This is a genomic window from Pseudomonas sp. MRSN 12121 (genome assembly GCF_000931465.1).
GTDB lineage: Bacteria > Pseudomonadota > Gammaproteobacteria > Pseudomonadales > Pseudomonadaceae > Aquipseudomonas.
On record NZ_CP010892.1, the window covers coordinates 5,387,752 to 5,411,297 of the forward strand.

The window sequence follows — 23,546 nt, forward strand, 5'->3', positions numbered from 1 at the left end:
AGTTCTTTTTGTTCCAGGTACAAGCCTTCGAAAACAGCGCTGAAGTTGTCAGTCCGGCTACATGCGGACTGCGGATTTGCGACATTGATCGAGCATTTTGCGACAGGGTCGTAAAGAAGCTGAAAGGACTGATACGCAAGTATCGCCAATATTGTCAGCGTGATATAAGTTTGCGCCGACACAAAAAGAAAGAGCCGCCCAGATAATAAAACAGGTGGGACGGCAGTACTCTTCTAAAAACCAAAGGAGCAAATCACGATGCGCGTGATGAAGTGGAGCATGATCGCACTGGCGGTTGCAGCAGCAGCCAGTACTCAAGTGGCTACGGCCGCACCTTTCGTAAGTGACCAGGCTGAAGCCAAGGGTTTCGTTGAAGACGCCAAACTTAACGTCTTGCTGCGTAACTATTACTTCAACCGTGATAACAAGAATGGTGGCAACGACCAGAAAGACTGGACCCAGGGTATCTGGGGCAACTTCAGCTCCGGTTACACCCAAGGAACTGTTGGCGTCGGTGTTGATGCCTTTGGTTATCTGGCACTCAAACTGGACGGCGGCGACGGCACTGGCGGCACTGGCAACATGAGCCGCGACTCCGACGGCGACGTCAACAAGAGCCAGGGCAAAGCAGGTGCAGCGGTCAAGTTCCGCATCTCCAAAACCGAGCTGAAAGTCGGCGACATGCAGCCAAGCACCTCCCCGGTGTTCGCAGTCGGTGGCTCCCGTATCCTCCCTCAAACTGCCAGCGGCCTCCAACTGCAGAGCAGCGAGATCAAGGACCTGGATCTGGAAGGCGGCCACTTCTACTCCGGTACCAGCCAGGACTCCAACGCTCGTAACGGCAACTTGTATGCGAACTATGCCGGCGTGGCATCCAACAGCATCGACTACTTCGGCGGCAAGTACGGCATCAGCGACAACCTGAGCGCATCGCTCTACGGCGCCAAGCTGGAAGATATCTGGAACCAGTACTACGCCAACCTGAACTACACCATCCCGATGGGTGGCGACCAGTCGCTGAACCTGGACGGTAACATCTACCGTACTACCGATACCGGCAAAGCCAAGGCTGGTGATATCAGCAACACCACGTTCTCCCTGGCAGCGGCGTTCTCGTTCCTGAAGGCGCATACCATTACCGTCGGGTTCCAGAAGGTCAATGGCGACACTCCATTCGACTACATCGGTATCGGTGGCCACGACTCCAGCAAACGTGGTTCCAACCGTGGTGGCGACTCGATCTTCCTCGCCAACTCCATCCAGTACTCTGACTTCAACGGTCCGAACGAGAAGTCCGCGCAGATCCGTTATGACCTGAAAATGGCCGAATACGGTATTCCTGGCCTGAGCTTCATGACCCGTTACGTGAAAGGTTGGGACATCGACGGCACCAAGATGGACGCCGACAGCCCATACCGCCTTTACGGTTACGGCGCAGATGGCAAACATCACGAAACCAACTTCGAAGCCAAGTATGTTGTCCAGACTGGCCCAGCCAAGGACCTGTCGTTCCGGGTTCGTCAAGCCTGGCACACCGCCAACGCCGACCAGGCCGAAGGCGATATCAAAGAGTTCCGCCTGATCGTCGACTACCCACTGTCGATCTTGTAATAGCGGTAACTTAGCGCGTCATGAAAAAGGCCCATCATCCGATGGGCCTTTTTTGTTGAAACCGGGCGACCGGCCAAAACAACCGACTACCGACAGCTAATTGTTACAACCAGATTACATCCCGCTCTCAACGAACTATCAATTAAAAGTCTGACCATCCGATCAAACTTTTAACCCTCGACCTCCACTACTTACTGAACAGCCGCTTCCTGCACCACACGAATCACTCGTTGTGGAAACGGAATATCGATACCTGCATCTTTCAAGCGATCGCGGGCCAGCTCGTTGAACTGGAACATCACATCCCAGTAGTCCGCGGTCTTCACCCAGACCCGTAGCGAAAGGGTAATAGCGCTGTCCCCGAGCATGGAAACCACCGCGACCGGTGCCGGATCCGCCAGCACACGCTCATCCTTGGCCAGATCCAGCAGAACCTCACGGGCCTTTTGCAGATCGGCCTCGTAGTTCACGCCAACATCGAATACCACCTTACGGGTCAATTGACGGTTGTGGTTGGTGATGATGCCGTTGGACAGGTTGCCGTTAGGCACGATGACCGTCTTGTTGTCACCGGTACGCAGCACCGTGTGGAAGATCTGGATGCTGTCGACCGTACCGCTGATGCCCTGGGCTTCGATCACATCACCGATGCGGAATGGACGGAACAGCAGGATCAGCACCCCACCGGCGAAGTTCGCCAGGCTGCCTTGCAAGGCCAGGCCGATGGCCAGGCCCGCCGCACCGATCGCGGCAACGAACGAAGTGGTTTCGACACCGATCATCGACGCCACGCTGACGACCAACAGCACCTTGAGGATGATGTTCGCCAGGCTGCTGATAAAACCCTGCAAGGCCTGGTCGGCATTGCGCAGTGCCAGCAGCTTGCCGACCTTATGCGTCAACTTGTTGATCAGCCACCAGCCGATGGCCAGTGTGATCACCGCCAGCAATACCCGACTGCCGTATTCCATGATCATCGGAATCCAGGCTTGGGAAGCCTTGACCAGGTTGTCCACTTCAGCATTCAAATCCATCTATCTCTCCTGATTCCCGGCTGCCGGGCATACAAAAAACAAGGGCAGAACGAGGGCTTCATCAGAGGCTCAATCGTTTCTGCCCGCTACTCGGCCTCGGACGCCGATAACGACCCGAGGTTCCCGAAAAACCGATCAGTCGCGGAAGTTGTTGAACTGCAGCGGCATGCCGAACTCTTTCGCGCGCAGGGCGGCAATGGCTTCCTGCAAATCGTCGCGTTTCTTGCCGGTAACCCGTACCTGCTCGCCCTGGATGGCGGCCTGGACCTTCAGCTTGGCGTCCTTGATATGAGCAACGATCTTCTTCGCCAGCTCTTTATCGATACCTTCCTTGAGCGTCGCTTCCTGCTTCATCACCTTGCCCGAAGCATAAGCATCCTTGACCTCGAGGCACTGCACATCGATCTTGCGCTTGACCAGCGCCAGCTTGAGGATCTCGATCATCGCTTCCAGCTGGAATTCGGCTTCGGCGGTCAGGTTGACGGTCAGTTCCTTGTCCTTGAACTCGAAGCTGCCCTTGCCCTTCAGGTCATAACGGCGGTCCAGCTCCTTGACGGCGTTTTCCACGGCGTTGGTGACTTCGTGCTTGTCCAGTTCGGATACCACGTCAAACGACGGCATGTAATTTCTCCAATAAAAAAAGGGGCGCCGCTCGATAAAGATGGAGCACGCCCGGTTTGCGGTTAAAATCCGGGCTCATTATAACGGGTCTTTTCTCTCCTTCACTGCGAGCCGCACATGCGCCTGCCGAACCGAGCACTACGCTGATGTCGACCACCTGGCACATTCTGGGCGTGGGCAGCCTGGGCACCCTGTGGGCAACGCGCCTGGCCCGGGCCGGCTTGCCGGTACGCCTGATCCTGCGGGACCAGGCGCGGCTGCAGGCTTACCAGGCCGCTGGCGGACTGACGCTGGTGGAACAAGGACAAGCCAGCATGCATGCCGTTCCCGGGGAACTCGCCGACGGCCCCGGGCCCATCACCCGCCTGCTGGTGGCCTGCAAGGCCTATGACGCGGAACAGGCGGTGAGCCAGCTGCTCCCACGACTGGCTGCCGATGCCGAACTGATCCTGCTGCAGAATGGCCTGGGCAGTCAGGACGCGGTGGCCGCCCGGGCGCCACAGGCCCGCTGCATTTATGCCTCCAGCACCGAAGGCGCCTTCCGCGAGGGTGACTGGCGCGTCGTATTCGCCGGCCATGGTTATACCTGGCTGGGCGACGCCAGCCACCCTACCGCGCCCTTCTGGCTGGACGACCTGAGCGCCAGCGGCATTCCCCATGAATGGAGCGCGGATATCCTCACCCGCCTCTGGCGCAAGCTGGCGCTCAATTGCGCGATCAACCCGCTGACGGTCCTGCACGGCTGCCGCAACGGCGGCCTGCTGGAACATCATTGCGAAGTGGCCATGCTGTGCCTCGAGCTGACCGAGCTGCTGCAGCGTTGCGGCCAGCCGGCGGCCGCCGAAAACCTGCAACAAGAAGTCGAACGAGTGATCCAGGCGACCGCCGCCAACTATTCCTCCATGTACCAGGACGTCGCCAACCGGCGCAGGACCGAAATCAGCTACTTGCTGGGGTATGCCTGCAGCGTTGCCTCCCGGCATCGATTGAGCCTGCCGAATCTCGAGCGCCTGCAACGGCGGCTGGTGGAGCACCTGCAGCAACGCGGATTGCCCAGCGACTGAGCAGCGGCTACGCTGCCCACGTGTTCCTTTCTAGCGACCTCCCTGATGCCATTGCGCCAGCGCCTTGAAAACCTGCCGGTCGGCCAAAAGCTGCTGGCGGCCCTGCTCGTCCTGCTGATTACCGTGTTGCTGGTGGCCAACCTGACCTTTATCAGCGCCGCCTACTGGATCTCCCAGGAAAGCATGGCACCGCAAGCCCTGCAGACCATCGGCCGGCTGGTCTCGAACCCGACCCTTGCCGCCCAGGCACTGGACTCGCCACAAAACGCCGAAAAACTGCTCAACGAGCTCAACAGCTACTCGCCCCTGCGGGCCGCGGCCATCTATGACGGCAAAGGCGCCCGCCTGGCCCAGTTGCAACATGGCGAGCGCTTGAAGCTGCCGGAGCGCTACCGGCATATCGAAGCCTGGCAACTGACCGAATTCCGCAGCAACCAGGTCATTGCCCTGCCTCGCGCCGGCCAGCCCCCGGGGCATCTGCTGCTGGTGGCCAGCAGCGAACTGCCGATGGCCTTCTATACCGGCACCCTGACCGCCAGCCTGGGCATCCTGATCTTCAGCGTACTGTTGTGGCTGGTGATTGCCCGGCAGATCAAACGGTTGATCACCCGCCCCATCCATCAACTGGAAGAGCTGTCCCGACAGGTGACCCGCGAGGAAAACTATTCACTGCGCGCCTCGCGCGGCAATCACGATGAAATCGGCAGCCTCGCCGAGGCCTTCAACACCATGCTGTCGCGCATCGAGGCGCGGGAGCAGCAACTCAAACGCGCCCGCGACGACTCCCAGGCCGCCTATGACCAGGCCCAGGGCCTGGCCGAGGAAACCCGCCATACCAACCGCAAGCTGGAACTGGAAGTCCAGGTGCGCAGCAAGATCGAGAAGAAACTCACCGGTTTCCAGAACTACCTCAACAGCATCATCGACTCGATGCCCTCGGCACTGATCGCCCTGGACGAGCAGCTCTATGTCACCCAGTGGAACCAGGAGGCCAGCGCCCTCTCGGGCACCCGCCTGGACGAAGCCTTGAACCAGCCCATCTTCCTGGCTTTCGAACCGCTCAAGCCCTTCCTGCCCCAGCTCAAGGAAACCGTGGAGCAGCATACGGTCACCAAGGTCGAGCGGGTTACCTGGGTCAAGGATGAGGAAGCGCGGCACTATGCCCTGACGTTCTACCCGCTGATGGGCGGCGCCGGGCGCGGTGTGGTGATCCGGATCGACGACATCACCCAGCGCCTGTCCCTGGAAGAAATGATGGTGCAGTCGGAAAAGATGCTCTCCGTGGGCGGCCTCGCCGCCGGGATGGCGCATGAAATCAACAACCCTCTGGGCGCCATCCTGCACAACGTGCAGAACATCCGCCGGCGCCTGTCCCCCGAATTGCCGAAGAACCTGGAGCATGCCGAGCAACTGGGCATCGAACTGGAAACCGTCAACCAATACCTGCAGGGCCGCGAAGTGCCACAACTGCTCGACGGCATCCAGCAGGCCGGCGCGCGGGCGGCGAAGATCGTCACCCACATGCTCAGCTTCAGCCGCCGCAGCAATCGCCAGATGGCGCCTTGCGACCTACCGGCCCTGATCGACCAGGCAGTGGAGATCGCCGGTAACGACTTCGACCTGGCCATCGGCTTCGACTTCAAGGGCCAGGCGATCATTCGCCAGTTCGACCCGCAACTGGGCCCGGTACTCGGCACCGCCAACGAGCTGGAACAGGTCCTGCTCAATCTGCTGAAAAACGCGGCCCAGGCCATCCACCAGCGTGCGGACGACAGCGAGCCGGGACGCATCATCCTGCGCACCCGGCTGAATCCGCCCTGGGCGGAAATCCAGGTCGAGGACAACGGTATCGGCATGAGCGAAAGCGTGCGCAAACGCACCTTCGAGCCGTTCTTCACCACCAAGGAAATCGGCCAGGGTACGGGCCTGGGACTGTCGGTCTCGTACTTCATCATCACCAACAATCACAAAGGCCAGATGGAAGTGCAGTCGGCGCAAGGCCAGGGCACCTGCTTCACCTTGCGCCTGCCCTTGGCGGGCAGCCAGCCGCCTCTGGAACATCCCCCACAGGAGAGGTAAGCATGGGCTTTCGCCTGTCGAAGATTTACACCCGCACCGGCGACAAAGGCGAAACCGGGCTGGGTGACGGACGCCGGGTTCCCAAGGACCATCCGCGGATCGAGGCCATCGGCGAAGTCGATACACTGAACAGTCAGCTGGGGCTGCTGCTGGCCGGATTGGCCGAACAGCGCCTCGCACATCCCGGCCTACAGGAACTGATCGAGGTGCTGAGCCCTTGCCAGCATCGCCTCTTCGACCTGGGTGGCGAGCTGGCCATGCCGGCGTACCAGGCCCTCGACACAGCCGAGGTCGAACGCCTGGAGCGTGCCATCGATACCTGGAACGAAGAGTTGGGACCGCTAGAGAACTTCATCCTGCCGGGTGGTTCGAGCCTGATCGCCCAGGCCCATGTCTGCCGCAGCCTGGCGCGCAGCGCCGAACGCCGCTGCCAGCACTTGAATGCCGTGGAACCGCTGGCGGGGGTCGGCCTGGCCTATATCAACCGCCTGTCCGACCTGCTGTTCGTGGCCGCGCGCCTGATTGCCAGGCGCCAGGGGATTGCCGAGATTCTGTGGCAGGCCGCGCAGAAGCCAACTGCTGATTGAGACCAGGGGTCAGCTCGCTCCTGCGGGAGCGAGCTTGCGAGGAACTCAGGGCCAGAACGCACGGATTCCCGCTACCCCTTGTGCCCCGGCTTGCCAGGCCTGCTCACGGTGATCCGGGCCGAGCCCGCCCAGCAGATACACCGGCTTGTTGAAACCGCTGATCAGTCGAGCGGCCTGCTCCCAGCCCAGCGGCTGGGCATCGGGGTGGGTCTGGGTGGGCTGGACCGGCGACAGGGTCACGAAGTCCACATCCATCTGCTGCGCCAATGACAGCTCTTCCGCGTCATGGCAGGAAGCGGCCAACCAGCGTTCCTTGCCGAAGGGGCGCCCCGCATTGGCGTATTTGCGCAGTTGTGCCGAGGTGATATGCCAACCCGCCGAGGGGAAATCCCCCAGCCATTCGAACGGCCCCTTGAGCATCAATTGCGCCTTGCCCGCGCACAGCCCGGCCGCATCCACCGCCAGGTCGCGGTATTGCGGGTCGTAGCCATTGGGCGCGCGCAGTTGCACCAGCTTGATGCCGCCGGCAATCGCCTGCTGCATCCCCCGCAGCAGCGCCGGGGTTTCCAGGCCTTCCGGGGTGATCAGGTACTCGCCGGGCAGGCGCGCGGCCGCCACGATCGGCTGGTTGGCCGCCGGAAACTCGTAATTCTCCAGTTCACGGGCCGCCACCCAGGCCAAGGGCTGGCCCTCTGCGCCATGGGGCTCGCCGGTAAAGCCGGCGACTTCCCAGACATCCAGCAACACCTGCTTGTCCGGGTAGTCATGCTGGACCTTGATCAGTGGCCGTGCCTGGGTCACCCGGATGCCCAGCTCCTCTTGCAGCTCACGGCTCAACGCCGCCTCCACCGCTTCGCCCGCCTCGACCTTACCCCCGGGGAACTCCCAGAGACCGCCCTGGTGCTGGGTATCGGCACGCCGGGCAATCAGAATCCGGCCATCGGTATCACGGATAACGGCCGCCGCCACATGTACTCGTTTCACCGTACTGCTTCCTCTAATCCGGCTTTCTGCCAGGCCTTGAAGGCCGGCCATTGATAAATCGTTTCAACATAAGCGGCGGCGTCCGCCGGCAGCGCGACCCGATAGGTGCGCAGGCGTACGGCGATCGGCGCAAAAAAAGCGTCCGCCAGGCTGACCTGGCCAAACAGGAATGGCCCCGGCTCGGTGGCCGCCGCACGGCACTCGGCCCACAGGATCAGCATCCGCTCGATATCGGCCTGAGCTTCAGGCGGCATGGGCGACAGCGGCGCATCGCGGCTCAAGTCGAATGGCAGGTTGCCACGCATTGCGAAGAAACCGCTGTGCATCTGCGCGCAGGCGGAACGCGCCTGGGCACGCGCCGCCACATCCCGCGGCCAGAGCGCGACCAGGGGAAACCGTTCGACCAGGTATTCGGCGATCGCCAGCGAATCGGCAATGGTGCCGTGCTCGGTTTTCAACAGCGGGACCTTGCCAGTCGACGAATGCCTGAGAATCAGCTCGCGGGTATCGGGCTGGTTCAGCTTGATCACTTCTTCGGTATAGGCCGCACCGGCCAACTCGAGGGCCAGGGCAGCGCGCAGCGACCAGGAGGAATAGAGTTTGTCGCCGATGATCAGGTGGAGATTCATGTCGGGAACCTTTCAGGAAGGAATGGAGGCCCCTGGGGGCCTCCATCGCGAGCCGGCTCGCTCCTAGAAATGATGTACGGCCTGGCGGCTCGTGATCAGGTGCGGTATTCCGCGTTGATTTTCACGTATTCGTGGGACAGGTCGGTGGTCCAGATGGTTTCGCTGCAATTGCCGCGGCCCAGTTCGATACGGATGGTGATTTCTTCCTGCTGCATCACCGCCGCGCCCTGGGCTTCGGTGTAGCTGGCGGCACGCGCGCCGCGGCTGGCGATGCACACATCGCCCAGGAACACATCGATCTTGCTCACATCCAGGTCCGCCACGCCGGCACGGCCAACCGCCGCCAGGATACGTCCCCAGTTCGGATCGGAGGCGAACAGCGCCGTCTTGATCAGAGGCGAATGCGCCACGGTGTAGCCGACATCCAGGCATTCCTGGTGATTGCCGCCACCGTTGACTTCGACCGTCACGAACTTGGTCGCCCCTTCACCGTCGCGCACGATGGCCTGGGCCACTTCCATGCACACCTCGAACACCGCCTGCTTCAGCGCGACGAACAGCGGGCCGCTGGCCTCGGTGATTTCCGGCAGGGCTGCCTGGCCGGTGGCAATCAGCATGCAGCAGTCGTTGGTGGAGGTATCACCGTCGATGGTGATGCGGTTGAACGACTTGTTGGCGCCATCGAGTAACAGGTTCTGCAGCACGTCGCGGGACACCTTGGCGTCCGTGGCGATGTAGCCGAGCATGGTTGCCATGTTCGGACGAATCATGCCCGCTCCCTTGCTGATGCCGGTGACCGTGATGGTCACGCCGTCATGCTGGAACTGGCGGCTGGCGCCCTTGGGCAGGGTGTCGGTGGTCATGATGCCAGTCGCGGCGGCGGCCCAGTTGTCCACGGACAGATCGTCCAGCGCGGCCTGCAGCGCGCCTTCGATTTTCTCGACCGGCAACGGCTCGCCGATCACCCCCGTGGAGTAAGGCAGCACTGCGCTGGCATCGACACCCGCCAGTTCGGCCAACTTGGCGCAGGTACGGGTAGCGGCGGCCAGGCCAGGCTCGCCGGTGCCGGCGTTGGCATTGCCGGTGTTGGTCAACAGGTAACGCACGGGCCCTTGCACACGTTGCTTGGCGAGGATCACCGGTGCCGCGCAGAACGCGTTCAGGGTGAACACGCCGGCTACCGTGGAGCCCTCGGCACAGCGCATGACCACGACGTCCTTGCGCCCGGGGCGCTTGATGCCCGCCGAAGCGATACCGAGTTCAAAACCGGCAACCGGGTGCAACGTTGGCAAAGGACCAAGACCAACAGCCATGAATGCGCTCCTCTTTTTAAGCTGATATAGGCACCGCTATCGCAAAAGGCAGTGCCGCGAATGGAAAAACGCCGCGACGGCTGATGCCGGTCGCGGCGCGGGTATTTCAGTGTCAGGCAAAAATCTTAGTTGATCTGACCGTGACAGTGTTTGTACTTCTTGCCCGAACCGCAGTAGCACAGTTCGTTGCGACCCAGCTTCTGCTCGTTGCGCACAGGCGCCGAAGCCAGAGCCACGTCGACATCGACGCCCTCTTCCAGTGCTTCCGGCTGGTCCAGGCCTGGAGCGGCGGCATGCTCGAACTGCATGCGCTGAGCCAGGGCTTCAGCTTCCTGACGCAGGCGCGCTTCTTCCTCGGCCGGATCCTCGCGGCGGACCTGAACGTGCGACAGCACGCGGATCGAGTCGCGCTTGATCGAATCCAGCAGTTCGGAGAACAGGGTGAAGGACTCGCGCTTGTACTCCTGTTTCGGGTTCTTCTGCGCATAACCACGCAGGTGAATACCGTGACGCAGGTGATCCATGGTCGACAGGTGGTCTTTCCACAGGTCGTCCAGCACGCGCAGAACGATCTGCTTCTCGAACGTGCGCAGCGCCTCGGCGCCGGCCTGGTCTTCTTTCTCGTTGTACGCCGCCACCAGCTCGTTCAGCAGCTTCTCGCGCAGGGTTTCTTCGTACAGGTGATCGTCTTCGTCGAGCCATTGCTGGATCGGCAGGCTCACCCCGAAATCGCTCTGCAACGCAGCTTCCAGACCTGCCACATCCCACTGCTCAGGCAGCGACTGCGGAGGAATGTGCGCGCTGACGGTGGCGTTGAGCACGTCCTGACGGAAATCGGAGATGGTTTCGCCAATGTTGTCTGCGGCCAGCAACGTGTTACGCATGTGATAGATCACTTTACGCTGTTCGTTGTTGACGTCGTCGAACTCGAGCAGTTGCTTGCGAATGTCGAAGTTGCGGCCTTCCACCTTGCGCTGGGCCTTCTCGATCGCGTTGGTCACCATGCGGTGCTCGATCGCTTCGCCGGACTGCATGCCCAGCGCCTTCATGAAGTTCTTCACCCGGTCGGAGGCGAAGATGCGCATCAGGCTGTCTTCCAGCGACAGGTAGAAACGGCTGGAACCGGCGTCGCCCTGACGACCGGCGCGACCACGTAGCTGGTTGTCGATACGACGCGATTCGTGACGTTCGGAGGCGATCACCTGCAGGCCACCGGACTCCAGTACCTGCTGGTGACGCTTCTGCCAGTCGGCCTTGATCTGGGCGATCTGCTCGGGGGTCGGGTTTTCCAGGGAAGCGACTTCGACTTCCCAGTTGCCGCCCAGCAGGATGTCGGTACCCCGACCGGCCATGTTGGTGGCGATGGTCAGGGCGCCCGGCCGGCCGGCCTGGGCAATGATTTCCGCTTCCTTTTCGTGGAACTTGGCGTTCAGCACCTTGTGCTCGATGCCTTCCTTGTTGAGCAGGTTGGAAACGTGCTCGGAAGTCTCGATGGTCGCCGTACCTACCAGGATAGGACGGCCCTGGGCCATGCCATCCTTGATGTCGTTGATGATCGCCGCGTATTTCTCTTCGGCGGTCAGGAACACCAGGTCGTTGTAGTCCTTGCGCGCCAGCGGCTTGTTGGTCGGGATCACCGTCACTTGCAGGCCGTAGATCTGGTGGAACTCGAAGGCCTCGGTGTCCGCGGTACCGGTCATGCCGGACAGCTTGCTGTACAGGCGGAAGTAGTTCTGGAAAGTGGTCGACGCCAGGGTCTGGCTCTCGGCCTGGATATTCAGGTTTTCCTTGGCTTCGATGGCCTGGTGCAGGCCTTCGGACAGACGGCGACCCGGCATGGTACGGCCGGTGTGTTCGTCGACCAGGACCACCTGGCCATCCTGCACGATGTACTCGACGTTGCGATGGAACAGCTTGTGCGCGCGCAGGCCGGCATACACGTGGGTCAGCAGGCCCAGGTTGTGCGCCGAATAGAGGCTTTCGCCCTCGGCCAGCAGGCCGACCTGGGTCAGCATGTCTTCGATGTACTGGTGACCGGCTTCGTTCAGCTCTACCTGACGGGTTTTCTCGTCGATGGTGTAATGGCCGGCCTTGGTCACTTCGCCTTCCACTTCCTCGATGTGCTGCTCGAGGCGCGGGATCAGCTTGTTGATTTCGCTATACAGCCGCGAGCTGTCTTCGGCCTGGCCGGAGATGATCAGCGGGGTACGGGCTTCGTCGATGAGGATCGAGTCGACTTCGTCGATCACGGCGAAATTGAGCTCGCGCTGGAACTTGTCTTCCATACTGAAAGCCATGTTGTCGCGCAGATAGTCGAAACCGAATTCGTTGTTGGTGCCGTAGGTGATGTCGGCGGCGTAGGCGGCACGCTTCTCTTCCGGCGGCTGGAACGGCGTGACCACGCCGACCGTCAGGCCGAGGAATTCATAGAGCGGACGCATCCAGTTGGCGTCGCGGCGGGCCAGGTAGTCGTTCACCGTGACCACGTGCACGCCCTTGCCGGACAGCGCGTTGAGGTAGACGCCCAGGGTCGCCACCAGGGTCTTGCCTTCACCGGTGCGCATCTCGGCGATCTTGCCTTCATGCAAGGTCATGCCGCCGATCAACTGTACGTCGAAGTGGCGCATACCCATGACCCGCTTGCCGGCTTCGCGGGCGACCGCGAAGGCTTCGGGGAGCAGTTTGTCGAGGGTCTCGCCTTTGGCTATGCGGGCCTTGAACTCTGCGGTCTTGGCGCGCAACTGATCGTCCGAAAGGGCTACCATTTGCTCTTCGAAGGCATTGACGATCTGTACCGTCTTGAGCATGCGCTTGACTTCACGCTCGTTCTTGCTTCCAAAAAGTTTCTTTAACAAAGGCGCAAACATATCGGCAGGATCTTCCACACATAGGGATGGAGGGCGGCCCCGTGAGTCGCCCGTGCAGCCCTTATGGCCGCATGCGAACGAGCATTCTACCCGGAAACGATGGTGAGGAAAGTGGCGTTATTCCACGATGCTGGTACAGCGCTGTGACGGGGCTCACTTACAATAAGGCCTTTTGCGCCAGTTTCAACCCGGACGAGTACGAAGTTAACCATTGATTTAACAGATAAACTCGGCCCGCAGCGATGAGCGAGGTCAGGCCGGCGCTTTCTGCTACCATGGCGGCTCTGTAACTTCAGGTGTCTGATCATGGCATTTCGCCCTCTTACGGCCAGAGCACCCGCCGTCCTCCTTCGCGAAGCCAAGCCTCTCAAAGCCATACTCGGCCACGCCCAGCGCCTGGCGCACCTGCAGCGCCTGCTGGAAAGCCAGCTGCAACCGGCCGCGCGCGAACATTGCCACGTTGCCTCCTGGCGCGAAGGCAGCCTGTTGCTGATCGTCACCGACGGCCACTGGGCGACCCGCCTGCGTTATCAGCAAAAACGCCTGCAACGTCAGCTCATGGAGTTCAACGAGTTCGCCAACCTGACGCGGATTCTGTTCAAGGTTCAGCCTCCCACCGTGCAAAGCGGCGCGGCCGGCCACACCATGGACTTGTCGAGCAATGCCGCCGAGACCATCCAGGCCACCGCCAATGGCATCGCCGATCCTAACCTGCGCGCCGCCCTGGAACGCCTGGCCAGCCACGCCAAACCAAGGGCGTGACCGGCCTGCCGGCGATCAGCGGCGCTTGCTGCCACCCAGCAAAGACCCCATCAGGCCGCGCACCAGCTGCCGCCCCAATTGATTGGCGGCCTGGCGCATGGCCGACTTCAGGGCTTGCCCTGCGGCAGTCCCGAGAAACTCGCCGGCCCGGTCGGTAAAGCTCGGTTCCTCGGCAGCCGGCTTGCCTGGCGCAGCCTCGGCCTGCGGTGCCAGCTCCTTGCGTCCCATCAGCACTTCATAGGCCGACTCGCGGTCGATCGGCTTGTCGTAGCGACCGGCCAGGGGCGAACTGCTGATCAGTGCCTGGCGCTCCGCCTCGGTGAGCGGCCCGATACGCGATTGCGGCGGCGCCACCAGTACGCGCTGGACCATCTCCGGCGTGCCTTTTTCCTGCAGGGTGCCGACCAGCGCCTCGCCGATCCCCAGCTCGGTCAGCACCGACAGGGTGTCGAAGGCCGGGTTCGGCCGGAAACCGTCCGCCACGGCGCGCAAGGATTTCTGCTCCTTGGCGGTAAAGGCCCGCAAGCCGTGCTGGATGCGCAGCCCCAGTTGCGCCAGGACGTCGTCCGGCAGGTCGCCCGGCGACTGGGTGACGAAGTACACCCCCACGCCCTTGGAACGAATCAGCCGCACGACCTGTTCCAGGCGATCCTGCAACGCCTTGGGCGTACCCGTGAACAACAGGTGGGCTTCGTCGAAGAACAGCGCCAGCAGCGGTTTTTCCGCATCGCCACGCTCCGGCAATTGTTCGAACAGCTCGGCCAGCAGCCACAGCAGGAAGGTCGCATAGACCTTGGGCGCCTCGTGCACCAGACGGCTGGCGTCGAGCAGGTGGATGCGTCCGCGGCCGTCGCTGGCCGGCTGCAGGATGTCTTCCAGTTGCAGGGCCGGCTCGCCGAACAGGGCTTCAGCGCCCTGCTGCTCCAGCGTGGCCAGGCGGCGCAACAGCGCCTGGCTGGAACCGGTGGTCATCAGCGCGGCGTCATCGCCCAGCAGTTGCGGGTTGTCCTTGAGGTGATTGAGCAACGCCTTGAGGTCTTTCAGGTCGAGCAGCAGCAAACCTTCGCGGTCGGCCACCTTGAAAGCCGCGTACAGGGCCGACTGCTGGCTGTCGGTCAGTTCCAGCAAGCTGCCCAGCAGAAGCGGACCCATCTCGCTCAGCGTGGTGCGCAGCGGGTGACCGGACTGTCCGTGGATGTCCCACAGCGTGACCGGATAGGCCTGGGGCTGGTGATTCAGCCAGGGCATCCCGGCGATGCGCTCGGCGATCTTGCCTTGCGGGTTGCCCGCGGCGCCCAGGCCACACAAATCACCCTTGATATCCGCGGCGAACACCGCGACACCGGCATCGCTGAAGGCTTCCGCCAGTCGTTGCAAGGTGACGGTTTTCCCTGTCCCGGTGGCGCCTGCCACCAGCCCGTGACGGTTTGCCAGGCGCATGGCCTGGGCGATCGGTTGCCCCGAGAGATCGGCGCCGATAACGAGTTGCGATGAATCCGGCATTTTGTCACCCATGGTTAATCTTTAGCCTTGCCCGGCCGATATGAGATCAGAAAAGACTGAACAACAAACAGATAATTCCACAGGGATAGATGGAAATATCAACTTACTTTCAACCCAGCCCATTTTGCGCGCTTTTACAACAGCGCGCCCGTGACATTAAGACCTTAGCGGACACCACAAGCCATGAACAAAAATCTGCGCTTCAGCCATAAAATCCTGCTTGCCGCCTCCCTCATCGTCATTGCCGCCTTCGCCTCCTTCACGCTGTACAACGATTATCTGCAGCGCAACGCCATCCGCGAAGACCTGGACAATTACCTGCATGAAATGGGCGATGTGACCGCCAGCAACATCCAGACCTGGCTCAGCGGACGCATCCTGCTGATCGAGAATCTGGCGCAAAACCTGGCGATCGACCCGCAATCGGGCAAGGTCGCCAGCCTGCTCGAACAGAAGGCCCTGACCTCGACGTTCATGGCCTCTTACCTGGGCGACGCCAGCGGCAGCTTCACCATCCGTCCGGATGCGAAAATGCCCGACGGTTTCGACCCGCGTGTCCGCCCCTGGTACAAGGGCGCCGAGAACAGCAGCGGTTCGACCCTCACCGAGCCCTATATAGATGCAGCCACCGGCCAGTTGATCATTTCCGTCGCCACCGCCTCGCGCAGCGCCGGCAAGAGCATCGGTGTGGTGGGCGGCGACCTGAGCCTGCAAACCCTGGTCGAAACCCTCAAGGCCCTGGACTTCGACGGCATGGGTTATGCCTTCCTGGTCAGCGCCGACGGCAAGATCCTGGTGCACCCGGACAAGGCGCTGGTGATGAAGAGCCTGAGCGAGGCTTACCCGCAGAACACCCCGCGCATCAACGGCGATTTCAGCGAAGTCGAAGCCGAGGGCAAGACCCGCATTGTTACCTTCACCCCGATCAAGGGCCTGCCGTCGGTGAACTGGTACATCGGCCTGTCCGTGGACAAGGACAAGGCCTTCTCGATGCTCAGCGAATTCCGCGCGTCGGCCATCGTCGCCACCGTGATTGCCGTGGCCATCATCATCGCCTTGCTGGGCATGCTGATCCGCGTGCTGATGCAGCCCCTGCATGTGATGACCCGCGCCATGCAGGACATCGCCGACGGCGAAGGCGACCTGACCCGCCGCCTGGCCATCCAGAACCAGGACGAATTCGGCATCCTCGGTACCGCCTTCAACCGCTTCGTGGAACGCATCCACGGATCGATCCGGGAGGTGTCGTCGGCCACCGAACACGTCAACGAGGTGGCCCTGCGGGTGGTCAGCGCCTCGAACTCGTCGATGCTCAATTCCGACGAACAGGCCAGCCGCACCAACAGCGTGGCCGCGGCGATCAATCAGCTCGGCGCCGCCGCCCAGGAAATCGCCCGCAATGCCGCCCAGGCCTCGCAACAGGCCAGCGACGCGCGCAACCTGGCCGAGGACGGGCAACAAGTGGTGGATCGCAGCATCCTGGCGATGAACCAGTTGTCGGACATGATCAGCGCTTCCAGCACCAACATCGAAACCCTCAACAGCAAGACCGTGAACATCGGGCAGATCCTCGAGGTGATCACCAGCATCTCCCAGCAGACCAACCTGCTGGCGCTCAACGCCGCCATCGAAGCGGCCCGGGCGGGCGAGGCCGGGCGCGGGTTCGCGGTGGTCGCCGACGAAGTGCGCAACCTGGCCCACCGCACCCAGGAATCGGCGCAACAGGTACAGACCATGATCGAGGAATTGCAGGTCGGCGCCCGCGAATCGGTCAGCACCATGAGCCACAGCCAGCGCCACAGCCAGGACAGCGTGGAGATCGCCAACCAGGCCGGCGAACGCCTGAACAGCGTGACCCAGCGCATCGGCGAGATCGACGGCATGAACCAGTCGGTCGCCACCGCGACCGAGGAACAGACCTCGGTGGTGGAGTCGATCAACATGGACATCACCGAGATCAACACCCTGAACCAGGAAGGGGTGGAAAACCTGCAATCGACCCTGCGTGCCTGTTCCGACCTGGAGCAGCAGGCCGCCCGCCTGAAACAACTGGTAGGCAGCTTCCGGATCTGATCCGGCGCCAGCCGGTGCCCGGGCCCCGCGCCCAGGCACCGGCTGAGGCGCCAAAGCGTTCTTGCAGACGCCTCGCCAGGCCCCCTGGCATCCCGACCGAACATCTATCCTTGAGAGGGGTCAACCCTAGGGAGAGCCATGATTCGGAGGGATGAGCACCGTGCATATCGCTGACATCACCATGTTCTACGCCCCTGCCAGCGGTGGCGTGCGTACTTATCTGGACGCCAAGCATCGTCGCCTGGGACGCGAGCCAGGCATCCGTCACAGCCTGATGATCCCCGGCGCCCGTTTCAGCGAGCGCGACGGTATCTACACGGTGCCCGCGCCCGCCCTGCCCTTTGGCAAAGGCTACCGGTTCCCCCTGCGCCTGGCCCCCTGGCGCAATGTGCTGCGCGACCTGCAACCGGAGCTGATCGAGGTCGGCGACCCCTACCTCACCGCCTGGGCGGCCCTCGATGCCCGGCGCCAGTTGGATGTACCTGTGATCGGCTTCTATCACTCGGACCTGCCGCTGCTGGTCAGCAACCGCATGGGGCCCTGGTTCACGCCGAATGTCGAAGCCTATGTGCGCAAGCTGTACGGCAACTTCGACCGGGTGCTGGCGCCCAGCCGGATCATGGCCGACAAGCTGGTCGACCTGGGCGTGCGCAATGTCCATGTGCAACCGCTGGGCGTGGACCTGCAGACCTTCCATCCACAGCGCCGCGACCCCGGGCTGCGCGCCGAACTGGGAGTCGCCGAAGACAGCCGCCTGTTGATCTTTGCCGGGCGCGGCTCCAAGGAAAAGAACCTGCCCGTCCTGCTCAACTGCATGCAGCGCCTGGGCAAGCGCTATCACCTGTTGCTGGTGGGATCGGCCATGCCTGCCGCGGTACCGGACAATGTCACGGTGATCGACGAGTTCCGCCCGGCCGCCCAGGTCGCCCGGCTGATGGCCAGCGCCGATGCCCTGGTCCATGCCGGGGATCAGGAAACCTTCGGCCTGGTGATCCTCGAGGCCATGGCCAGCGGCATTCCCGTGGTCGCAGTGGCCGCCGGGGCCTTCCAGGAAATCGTCACCGCCCAAGGCGGCCTGCTGTGCGCGCCGAACGATCCTCAGGCCATGGCCAACGCCGTGCGGGAGCTGTTTGCCCAGGGCTGCGCCGAGCGCGGCCAGCTGGCCCGGCGCCATGTCGAACGGCACTATGCCTGGGATACGGTGGTCGCCAGCCTGCTGGAGCACTATCAGGCCGTCCTCGGCCAACAGCAGCCGCTGCGCGCCCATGGCTGAGCCCGCCGCCCTGCGCAGCGTGCTGCTGGTCCTGCACGATGTCGCGCCACAGACCTGGACCGACTACCAGCCCTTCGTCGAGGCCGTCGATGCCCTGGGCAACGTGCCCATGACCTGGCTGGTGGTGCCGGACTTTCATCGACGCAACTCGCTGGATGACCATCCCGGGTTTCGGCGCCTGCTCTGTTCGCGCCTGGAGCGCGGCGACGAGCTGGCGCTGCACGGTTATTTCCATTGCGACGACGGCCCGCCGCCACGCACCCCGTATGACTGGTTCATGCGCCGCCTCTACACCCATGAGGGTGAGTTCTATCGGCTTTCGCAAAACGCCGCCCTGGCTCGCCTGCATGCCGGCCTGGAACTGTTCCAGCGCTACAACTGGCCTGTGCAGGGTTTCGTCGCGCCCGCCTGGCTGATGAGCCCCGGTACGCGCCAGGCCCTGCGCCAGTTGCCCCTGCGCTATACCAGCAGCCCGCAGCACCTGTACCGGTTGCCGGAGTTCTCGCCCATCGCAGCTCCCGGCCTGGTCTGGAGTGCACGCAGCGCCTGGCGCCGGCAATTGTCCCGGCTGCTCAGCGATCAACGCGAACGGCAGTGGCGACAGGCTCCGGTGATTCGTCTCGGCCTGCACCCGGTGGACATGCGCTACCCCGACTCCCGCCAGTACTGGCTGGACACCCTCGAACGCCTGCTGGCACAAGGCCGCAAGCCACTGACCAAGGCCGACTGGCTGGACACCCAGCCACCCAGGGGCCGCGGCGCGTCATGAGCAGAGCACTCTTCATGAACCGAGCGCTCTGGCTGGCCCTGGCCCTGCTGGCGGCGGTGCTGATACCGCTGCTGCTGGGCGGCGGCGAGTTGTGGGGGCGGGTCCAGCGTTTTCCCCTGCCGTTGCTGCTCGCCATGTTGGGCATGATCCTCCTGTGCTGGATTATCAACTCGCTGCGCCTGCGCCTGCTGCTGGGGAGCCAACGCCGCCAGCTGGGGCGCTGGAAAAGCCTTGGGGTGGTGATCTCCACCGAGTTCGCCCTGTGTGCCACGCCTGGCGGCAGCGGCGGCCCGCTGACCTTGATGGCCCTGCTGGCACGCAACGACGTGCGCCCTGCGCGTGGCAGCGCAGTATTTGCCATGGATCAGCTGAGCGACCTGCTGTTCTTTCTCTGCGCGCTGCTGGGCATCCTGCTGTACGCGCTGTTGCAGAACCTCAACCAGCGCCTGGAATGGTTGCTGTTCCTCAGCAGCCTCACGCTGCTCGCCGGGCTGTGCCTGTGTGTGACGGTCGCGCGCTACCATCGTCGCCTGATCCTGCTCAGCGGGCGCCTGTTGGCCCCTTTCAAGATCCGCCCGGCTACCCGTCGGCGGCGGGCGCGCCAATGGCTGCATTTCCTCAAGGCCTTCGGCGACAGCCTGAAGCTGCCCTGGCAGACGCTGACCGGCGTGTTCGCCTTGACCTGCGTGCATTGGGGGCTGCGCTACAGCGTGCTGTATCTGGTGCTGCGGGGGTTGGGGGCGGACCTGCAATGGGCCTGGACCTTTCTGATCCAGATGCTCGCCCTCAGTGCGGGGCAATTCAGCCTGCTGCCCGGCGGCGCGGGAGCGGCGGAGCTGACCTCGGCGGCGCTGCTGGCACCCATGGTGGGAAAATCGACGGCGGCCGCGGCCATCCTGATCTGGCGGGCGATTACCTACTACTTCTATCTGCTGGCCGGCGGGCCGGTGTTCGTGGTGATGGTCGGACGTCCGTTGCTGCGCAGCCTGATGAAACTCAAGCAGGCTTAGGCGGTGTCGGCGGCGGGTCCTGCTGCAACTGCTCCCACAATTCGGCGGCACCGGGAAACTCGGTACCGTCCTCGGCCGTCAGGTCGTCCGGGTCGTAGCGGCTCAGGCAGCCTTCGCCCAGCGTGGCCGGGGCCCTGGATGTGGCTTTATCCAACGGATCATTCATCTGCCGAACCTCCCGAGGAACAATCGCCGGGCCTGGCGCAAGCACGCAGGCCCGAGCGAAACACGCTGGATCAGAACACGACCGTCTTGTTGCCGTGGACCAGCACACGGTCTTCCAGGTGATAGCGCAGGCCGCGGGCCAGGACCATCTTCTCCACGTCGCGACCGAAACGCACCATGTCTTCGATGCTGTCGCTGTGGCTGACCCGGACCACGTCCTGCTCGATGATCGGACCGGCGTCGAGCTCTTCGGTCACGTAGTGGCACGTCGCGCCGATCAGTTTCACACCCCGCAGCGAAGCCTGGTGGTAAGGCTTGGCGCCGACGAACGAGGGCAGGAAGCTGTGGTGGATGTTGATCACCTTGTGCGCATATTCGTTGCACAGTTGCGGCGGCAGGATCTGCATGTAGCGCGCCAGCACCACCACTTCGGCATCGTGCTGCTTGACCAGGCGCGAGACCTCGGCGAACGCCGGCTCCTTGTCCTGCGGATTGACCGGCACATGGTAATAAGGAATGCCGTGCCACTCGACCATGCTGCGCAGGTCGTCGTGGTTGGAAATCACGCAGGAGATTTCGCAGTCGAGTTCGTCGCTGTGCCAGCGGTGCAGCAAGTCGGCCAGGCAGTGGGACTCGCGGCTGGCCATCAGTACCACGCGTTTTTTCTGCGCGGTATCGGTGATGCGCCAGTCCATCGAGAACTCTTCGGCAATCGGCGCAAAGGCCTCGCGGAAGGCCTCAAGGCCAAAAGGCAAAGAGTCGGCACGTATTTCGTGACGCATGAAGAACCAGCCACTGAGATCATCCGAGTGGTGACTGGCTTCGGTGATCCAGCCGTTGTGGGACGCCAGAAAGTTACTGACTTTGGCAACGATGCCAACGCGGTCCGGGCAAGAAATCACCAACCGAAAAGTGCGCATGAGGGGGAAACTCCAGAACTTCGCAAAGGCCGCCATTCTAGCGATTGCGCGGCAAAACTGCAGTATTCGTTGCGATTCCGATTCATCCGAGCAGTCTGTAGGGCATATGCCCGAGTGGATGGGAAAAATTCCCTACATTTGAAAAGATGCCCTTTAAGTCATTTTGAAACATTCGTGCCGATTCGTTCACAGTATTTAACTGATTGCCCCCACTTCTTTGCTAAACACTCTAAACACACTAAATAAAAGCCCGCTTTAATGTTTACTTGGGGAAAACGTCTGACTATTATTACGCCACTGTAATCCTGCCACCCAGCACTCAACATAAGGCAACCCTCATGTCCCTGATCAACGAATACCGCGCCACGGAAGAAGCTATCAAAGAGCTGCAAGCTCGTTTGAAGAACCTCTCCCAAGACGACAAACTACAAGCCGAGCTGGAATTCGAAGGCAAACTGCGCGCCCTGATGGGTGAATACTCCAAGTCCCTGCGCGACATCATCGCGCTGCTGGATCCGGACTCGAAAGTTAAGGCGCCACGTGCTGCCGTCAAAACTACCGGCACCAAGCGCGCACGCAAAGTCAAACAATACAAGAACCCGCACAACGGTGAAGTCATCGAAACCAAGGGCGGCAACCACAAGACCCTCAAAGAGTGGAAAGCCAAGTGGGGCGGCGACGTGGTCGAAGGCTGGGCAACCCTGCTGGGCTAAGCGTCACACCCTGTCACAGAGGGATTTGCGACTTATGAAAAAACGCCAGCTTGCTGGCGTTTTTTTATTGCTGGCCCATCGTTCGCACTTGTTCCAGTTCGAACATTCAAAGCCCAAGTCGTAGAGCCAGCGACCGGCAATAAGCCTGCCATTCATCCAGTACCTGACGCTGAATCGATGTAGCGCTCACCACTAGTTCAGCGCTGGCCCGATTGAAACTTTCCAGGGTATTGGGCGCGCCCCACTGCGGGTCGGACAGGCGCTGGCGACAGAATGTTTTCCAGGTTTCCCGCTCTTGCCCACTCAAGGTTTCAGGAAAGTTACGGGCGCGATAGCGAAACAATAATTCCGGCAAACGTTCATCATCGAACGGCCATTGCTCTTGGCCTAATTGAGCCGGATCGGCATTGCGCACTTGCTCGCATAAGCGCCGGTCACGGTCACCGATAAAACCATCGTACAACTGCTGCTCGGGATCGAGGCTGGGGGCAAAGTCCTCGCTGGCGTAAATAGCCGCAAGTTTATCCCGCCAAACTTCCTGTGCGTCACTTAGCCGCAGCGCCCGAGCCTTATATTGCGCCATGTCCAGTTGCAGGCGCTGCTGGTCTTCGCCGCGCAAAACATTCAATGGTGCGACGACCGGGCAACGATTGATATGAATCAGCTTCAACGGCACCGGCAACTCGCCTTCGGCCAGGTCCTCGCGCCGGGTGTACAGACGCTGGCGCAGCGTCTCGGCATCCAGTTCGAGCAGCGCCTGCGGATCCAGATGCAGGTCGCAAACGATCAGCGCATTGCGATTGCGCGGATGCCAGGCCAACGGCAGGACCACCCCCACATAACTGCGAGCCGCGGAAAAGCGCCCGGAAATATGCACCAGGGGTTGCAGCAGGCGGATCTGGTCCATGACCTTCTGTTTGCTGCGCAACTGGAACAGCCAGTCATACAGCTTCGGCTGCTTGTCGCGGATCAGCCGGGCCAGGGCGATCGTGGCGCGAACATCGGAAAGCGCTTCGTGAGCATGCCCGTGATCGATACCGTTGGCCGCCGTCAGCCGCTCCAGCTTGAGGCTCACCCGCCCTTCTTCATCCCGCGGCCAGGCTATCCCTTCCGGGCGCAAGGCATAGGCGGTACGGACCACGTCGATCAGGTCCCAGCGACTGTTGCCGCCTTGCCACTCGCGGGCGTAAGGGTCGAAGAAATTCCGGTACAGGCTGTAGCGGGTCATCTCATCGTCGAAACGCAGGGTGTTGTAGCCCGCGCCACAGGTGCCCGGGGCCGCCAGCTGGGCGTGCACCCGGGTCATGAAGTCGGCTTCGCCGAGCCCCCGCTCGGCCAGTTGGCCCGGGGTGATGCCGGTGATCATGCAAGCCGCCGGATGGGGCAGGATGTCGTCGCCCGGCTGGCAATAGAGATTGACCGGCTCGCCAATCTCGTTGAGGTCGAAGTCGGTGCGAATCCCTGCCACCTGCAGCGGCCGATCGCAGCGCGGGTTGATGCCGGTGGTTTCGTAGTCGTACCAGAAGATGGAGGTCACGGGCTGTTCCTGAACAAAAGACCGCCAGAGTC

The 23,546-nt window shown here is 62.2% G+C and carries 20 protein-coding genes and 1 pseudogene; 11 read left to right on the forward strand and 10 right to left on the reverse strand.

The genetic code is table 11. The features are described 5' to 3' along the window. Positions 1-258 precede the first annotated feature (258 nt). Complete coding sequence (locus TO66_RS24425; protein ID WP_044464681.1) at positions 259-1,611, forward strand: OprD family porin; 1,353 nt, start codon at positions 259-261, stop codon at positions 1,609-1,611. Positions 1,612-1,802: 191 nt separating this feature from the next. Here the strand turns inward: TO66_RS24425 and TO66_RS24430 are convergent, their stop codons facing one another. Together TO66_RS24430 and TO66_RS24435 are read right to left on the reverse strand one after the other, a co-directional pair. Beyond that, positions 1,803-2,645, reverse strand: a complete 843-nt coding sequence (locus TO66_RS24430; RefSeq protein WP_044464682.1) for a mechanosensitive ion channel family protein — start codon at positions 2,643-2,645, stop codon at positions 1,803-1,805. Between the two features lie 135 nt (positions 2,646-2,780). Then, positions 2,781-3,266, reverse strand: coding sequence for a YajQ family cyclic di-GMP-binding protein (locus TO66_RS24435; RefSeq protein ID WP_044464683.1), 486 nt, complete (start codon positions 3,264-3,266; stop codon positions 2,781-2,783). 146 nt (positions 3,267-3,412) lie between these two features. Here TO66_RS24435 and TO66_RS24440 point away from each other — a divergent pair, with 146 nt between their 5' ends. From TO66_RS24440 to TO66_RS24450, 3 genes are read left to right on the forward strand one after another with little or no spacing between them, the layout of a single operon-like run. After that, positions 3,413-4,330: a putative 2-dehydropantoate 2-reductase gene (locus TO66_RS24440; RefSeq protein ID WP_044464684.1), complete on the forward strand. Its 918-nt coding sequence runs from the start codon at positions 3,413-3,415 to the stop codon at positions 4,328-4,330. A gap of 45 nt (positions 4,331-4,375) precedes the next feature. Continuing rightward, positions 4,376-6,409, forward strand: a complete 2,034-nt coding sequence (locus TO66_RS24445) for an ATP-binding protein (RefSeq protein ID WP_044464685.1) — start codon at positions 4,376-4,378, stop codon at positions 6,407-6,409. Positions 6,410-6,411: 2 nt separating this feature from the next. Next, positions 6,412-6,996, forward strand: coding sequence for a cob(I)yrinic acid a,c-diamide adenosyltransferase (locus tag TO66_RS24450; protein ID WP_044464686.1), 585 nt, complete (start codon positions 6,412-6,414; stop codon positions 6,994-6,996). A gap of 45 nt (positions 6,997-7,041) precedes the next feature. Here the strand turns inward: TO66_RS24450 and TO66_RS24455 are convergent, their stop codons facing one another. From TO66_RS24455 to secA, 4 genes are all read right to left on the reverse strand, one after another. Further along, complete coding sequence (locus TO66_RS24455; protein ID WP_044464687.1) at positions 7,042-7,980, reverse strand: Nudix family hydrolase; 939 nt, start codon at positions 7,978-7,980, stop codon at positions 7,042-7,044. Further along, positions 7,977-8,609, reverse strand: a complete 633-nt coding sequence (locus TO66_RS24460) for a glutathione S-transferase (protein ID WP_044464688.1) — start codon at positions 8,607-8,609, stop codon at positions 7,977-7,979. The genes TO66_RS24455 and TO66_RS24460 overlap by 4 nt, the downstream gene beginning before the upstream one ends. A gap of 95 nt (positions 8,610-8,704) precedes the next feature. Next, a complete protein-coding gene (gene argJ / locus TO66_RS24465; RefSeq protein WP_044464689.1) occupies positions 8,705-9,922 on the reverse strand; it encodes a bifunctional glutamate N-acetyltransferase/amino-acid acetyltransferase ArgJ in 1,218 nt (405 codons plus the stop codon). A gap of 125 nt (positions 9,923-10,047) precedes the next feature. Then, entirely contained in the window at positions 10,048-12,789 is a 2,742-nt protein-coding gene (gene secA / locus TO66_RS24470) for a preprotein translocase subunit SecA (RefSeq protein ID WP_044464690.1), read from the reverse strand. 306 nt (positions 12,790-13,095) lie between these two features. Here secA and TO66_RS24475 point away from each other — a divergent pair, with 306 nt between their 5' ends. Continuing rightward, positions 13,096-13,551: a DUF721 domain-containing protein gene (locus TO66_RS24475; RefSeq protein WP_044464691.1), complete on the forward strand. Its 456-nt coding sequence runs from the start codon at positions 13,096-13,098 to the stop codon at positions 13,549-13,551. A 15-nt stretch (positions 13,552-13,566) separates the two neighbouring features. Here the strand turns inward: TO66_RS24475 and TO66_RS24480 are convergent, their stop codons facing one another. Continuing rightward, complete coding sequence (locus TO66_RS24480; protein ID WP_044466150.1) at positions 13,567-15,054, reverse strand: helicase HerA-like domain-containing protein; 1,488 nt, start codon at positions 15,052-15,054, stop codon at positions 13,567-13,569. A 183-nt stretch (positions 15,055-15,237) separates the two neighbouring features. On the opposite strand from TO66_RS24480, the pseudogene TO66_RS34330 reads away from it, so the two are divergent. The 5 genes and pseudogenes from TO66_RS34330 to TO66_RS24500 all read left to right on the forward strand — a co-directional run. Further along, positions 15,238-16,269 (forward strand): annotated as a pseudogene (locus TO66_RS34330) (cache domain-containing protein); the annotation flags it as partial. Between the two features lie 93 nt (positions 16,270-16,362). Then, on the forward strand, positions 16,363-17,127 hold the full coding sequence (locus TO66_RS34335) for a methyl-accepting chemotaxis protein (protein ID WP_409077200.1): 765 nt from the start codon (positions 16,363-16,365) through the stop codon (positions 17,125-17,127). Positions 17,128-17,278: 151 nt separating this feature from the next. Continuing rightward, a complete protein-coding gene (locus TO66_RS24490) occupies positions 17,279-18,400 on the forward strand; it encodes a glycosyltransferase family 1 protein (protein ID WP_044464693.1) in 1,122 nt (373 codons plus the stop codon). After that, entirely contained in the window at positions 18,393-19,169 is a 777-nt protein-coding gene (locus TO66_RS24495; RefSeq protein WP_171820033.1) for a DUF2334 domain-containing protein, read from the forward strand. Before TO66_RS24490 ends, TO66_RS24495 begins: the two co-directional genes overlap by 8 nt. 14 nt (positions 19,170-19,183) lie before the next feature. Then, a complete protein-coding gene (locus TO66_RS24500) occupies positions 19,184-20,179 on the forward strand; it encodes a lysylphosphatidylglycerol synthase transmembrane domain-containing protein (protein ID WP_044464694.1) in 996 nt (331 codons plus the stop codon). On the opposite strand, the gene TO66_RS24505 is transcribed toward TO66_RS24500, so the two are convergent. Together TO66_RS24505 and purU are read right to left on the reverse strand one after the other, a co-directional pair. Then, entirely contained in the window at positions 20,166-20,345 is a 180-nt protein-coding gene (locus TO66_RS24505; protein WP_044464695.1) for a hypothetical protein, read from the reverse strand. The genes TO66_RS24500 and TO66_RS24505 overlap by 14 nt on opposite strands. Positions 20,346-20,415: 70 nt before the next feature. After that, entirely contained in the window at positions 20,416-21,264 is an 849-nt protein-coding gene (gene purU, locus TO66_RS24510) for a formyltetrahydrofolate deformylase (RefSeq protein ID WP_044464696.1), read from the reverse strand. Positions 21,265-21,602: 338 nt separating this feature from the next. Here purU and mvaT point away from each other — a divergent pair, with 338 nt between their 5' ends. Beyond that, complete coding sequence (gene mvaT / locus TO66_RS24515; protein ID WP_044464697.1) at positions 21,603-21,977, forward strand: histone-like nucleoid-structuring protein MvaT; 375 nt, start codon at positions 21,603-21,605, stop codon at positions 21,975-21,977. 106 nt (positions 21,978-22,083) lie between these two features. Here mvaT and sbcB read toward each other — a convergent pair whose 3' ends face one another. Next, positions 22,084-23,514, reverse strand: a complete 1,431-nt coding sequence (gene sbcB, locus TO66_RS24520; protein WP_044464698.1) for an exodeoxyribonuclease I — start codon at positions 23,512-23,514, stop codon at positions 22,084-22,086. Positions 23,515-23,546 lie beyond the last annotated feature (32 nt).

Coding starts and splice junctions, on each gene's coding strand:
- TO66_RS24480 (WP_044466150.1), bottom strand. CDS start 15,054: ATGCCGGATTCATCGCAACTCGTTATCGGCGCCGATCTCTCGGGGCAA.
- TO66_RS24495 (WP_171820033.1), top strand. CDS start 18,393: ATGGCTGAGCCCGCCGCCCTGCGCAGCGTGCTGCTGGTCCTGCACGAT.
- TO66_RS24425 (WP_044464681.1), top strand. CDS start 259: ATGCGCGTGATGAAGTGGAGCATGATCGCACTGGCGGTTGCAGCAGCA.
- TO66_RS24430 (WP_044464682.1), bottom strand. CDS start 2,645: ATGGATTTGAATGCTGAAGTGGACAACCTGGTCAAGGCTTCCCAAGCC.
- TO66_RS34335 (WP_409077200.1), top strand. CDS start 16,363: ATGCTCAATTCCGACGAACAGGCCAGCCGCACCAACAGCGTGGCCGCG.
- secA (WP_044464690.1), bottom strand. CDS start 12,789: ATGTTTGCGCCTTTGTTAAAGAAACTTTTTGGAAGCAAGAACGAGCGT.
- argJ (WP_044464689.1), bottom strand. CDS start 9,922: ATGGCTGTTGGTCTTGGTCCTTTGCCAACGTTGCACCCGGTTGCCGGT.
- mvaT (WP_044464697.1), top strand. CDS start 21,603: ATGTCCCTGATCAACGAATACCGCGCCACGGAAGAAGCTATCAAAGAG.
- purU (WP_044464696.1), bottom strand. CDS start 21,264: ATGCGCACTTTTCGGTTGGTGATTTCTTGCCCGGACCGCGTTGGCATC.
- TO66_RS24445 (WP_044464685.1), top strand. CDS start 4,376: ATGCCATTGCGCCAGCGCCTTGAAAACCTGCCGGTCGGCCAAAAGCTG.
- TO66_RS24490 (WP_044464693.1), top strand. CDS start 17,279: ATGAGCACCGTGCATATCGCTGACATCACCATGTTCTACGCCCCTGCC.
- TO66_RS24450 (WP_044464686.1), top strand. CDS start 6,412: ATGGGCTTTCGCCTGTCGAAGATTTACACCCGCACCGGCGACAAAGGC.
- TO66_RS24435 (WP_044464683.1), bottom strand. CDS start 3,266: ATGCCGTCGTTTGACGTGGTATCCGAACTGGACAAGCACGAAGTCACC.
- TO66_RS24460 (WP_044464688.1), bottom strand. CDS start 8,609: ATGAATCTCCACCTGATCATCGGCGACAAACTCTATTCCTCCTGGTCG.
- TO66_RS24500 (WP_044464694.1), top strand. CDS start 19,184: ATGAACCGAGCGCTCTGGCTGGCCCTGGCCCTGCTGGCGGCGGTGCTG.
- TO66_RS24475 (WP_044464691.1), top strand. CDS start 13,096: ATGGCATTTCGCCCTCTTACGGCCAGAGCACCCGCCGTCCTCCTTCGC.
- TO66_RS24505 (WP_044464695.1), bottom strand. CDS start 20,345: ATGAATGATCCGTTGGATAAAGCCACATCCAGGGCCCCGGCCACGCTG.
- TO66_RS24440 (WP_044464684.1), top strand. CDS start 3,413: ATGTCGACCACCTGGCACATTCTGGGCGTGGGCAGCCTGGGCACCCTG.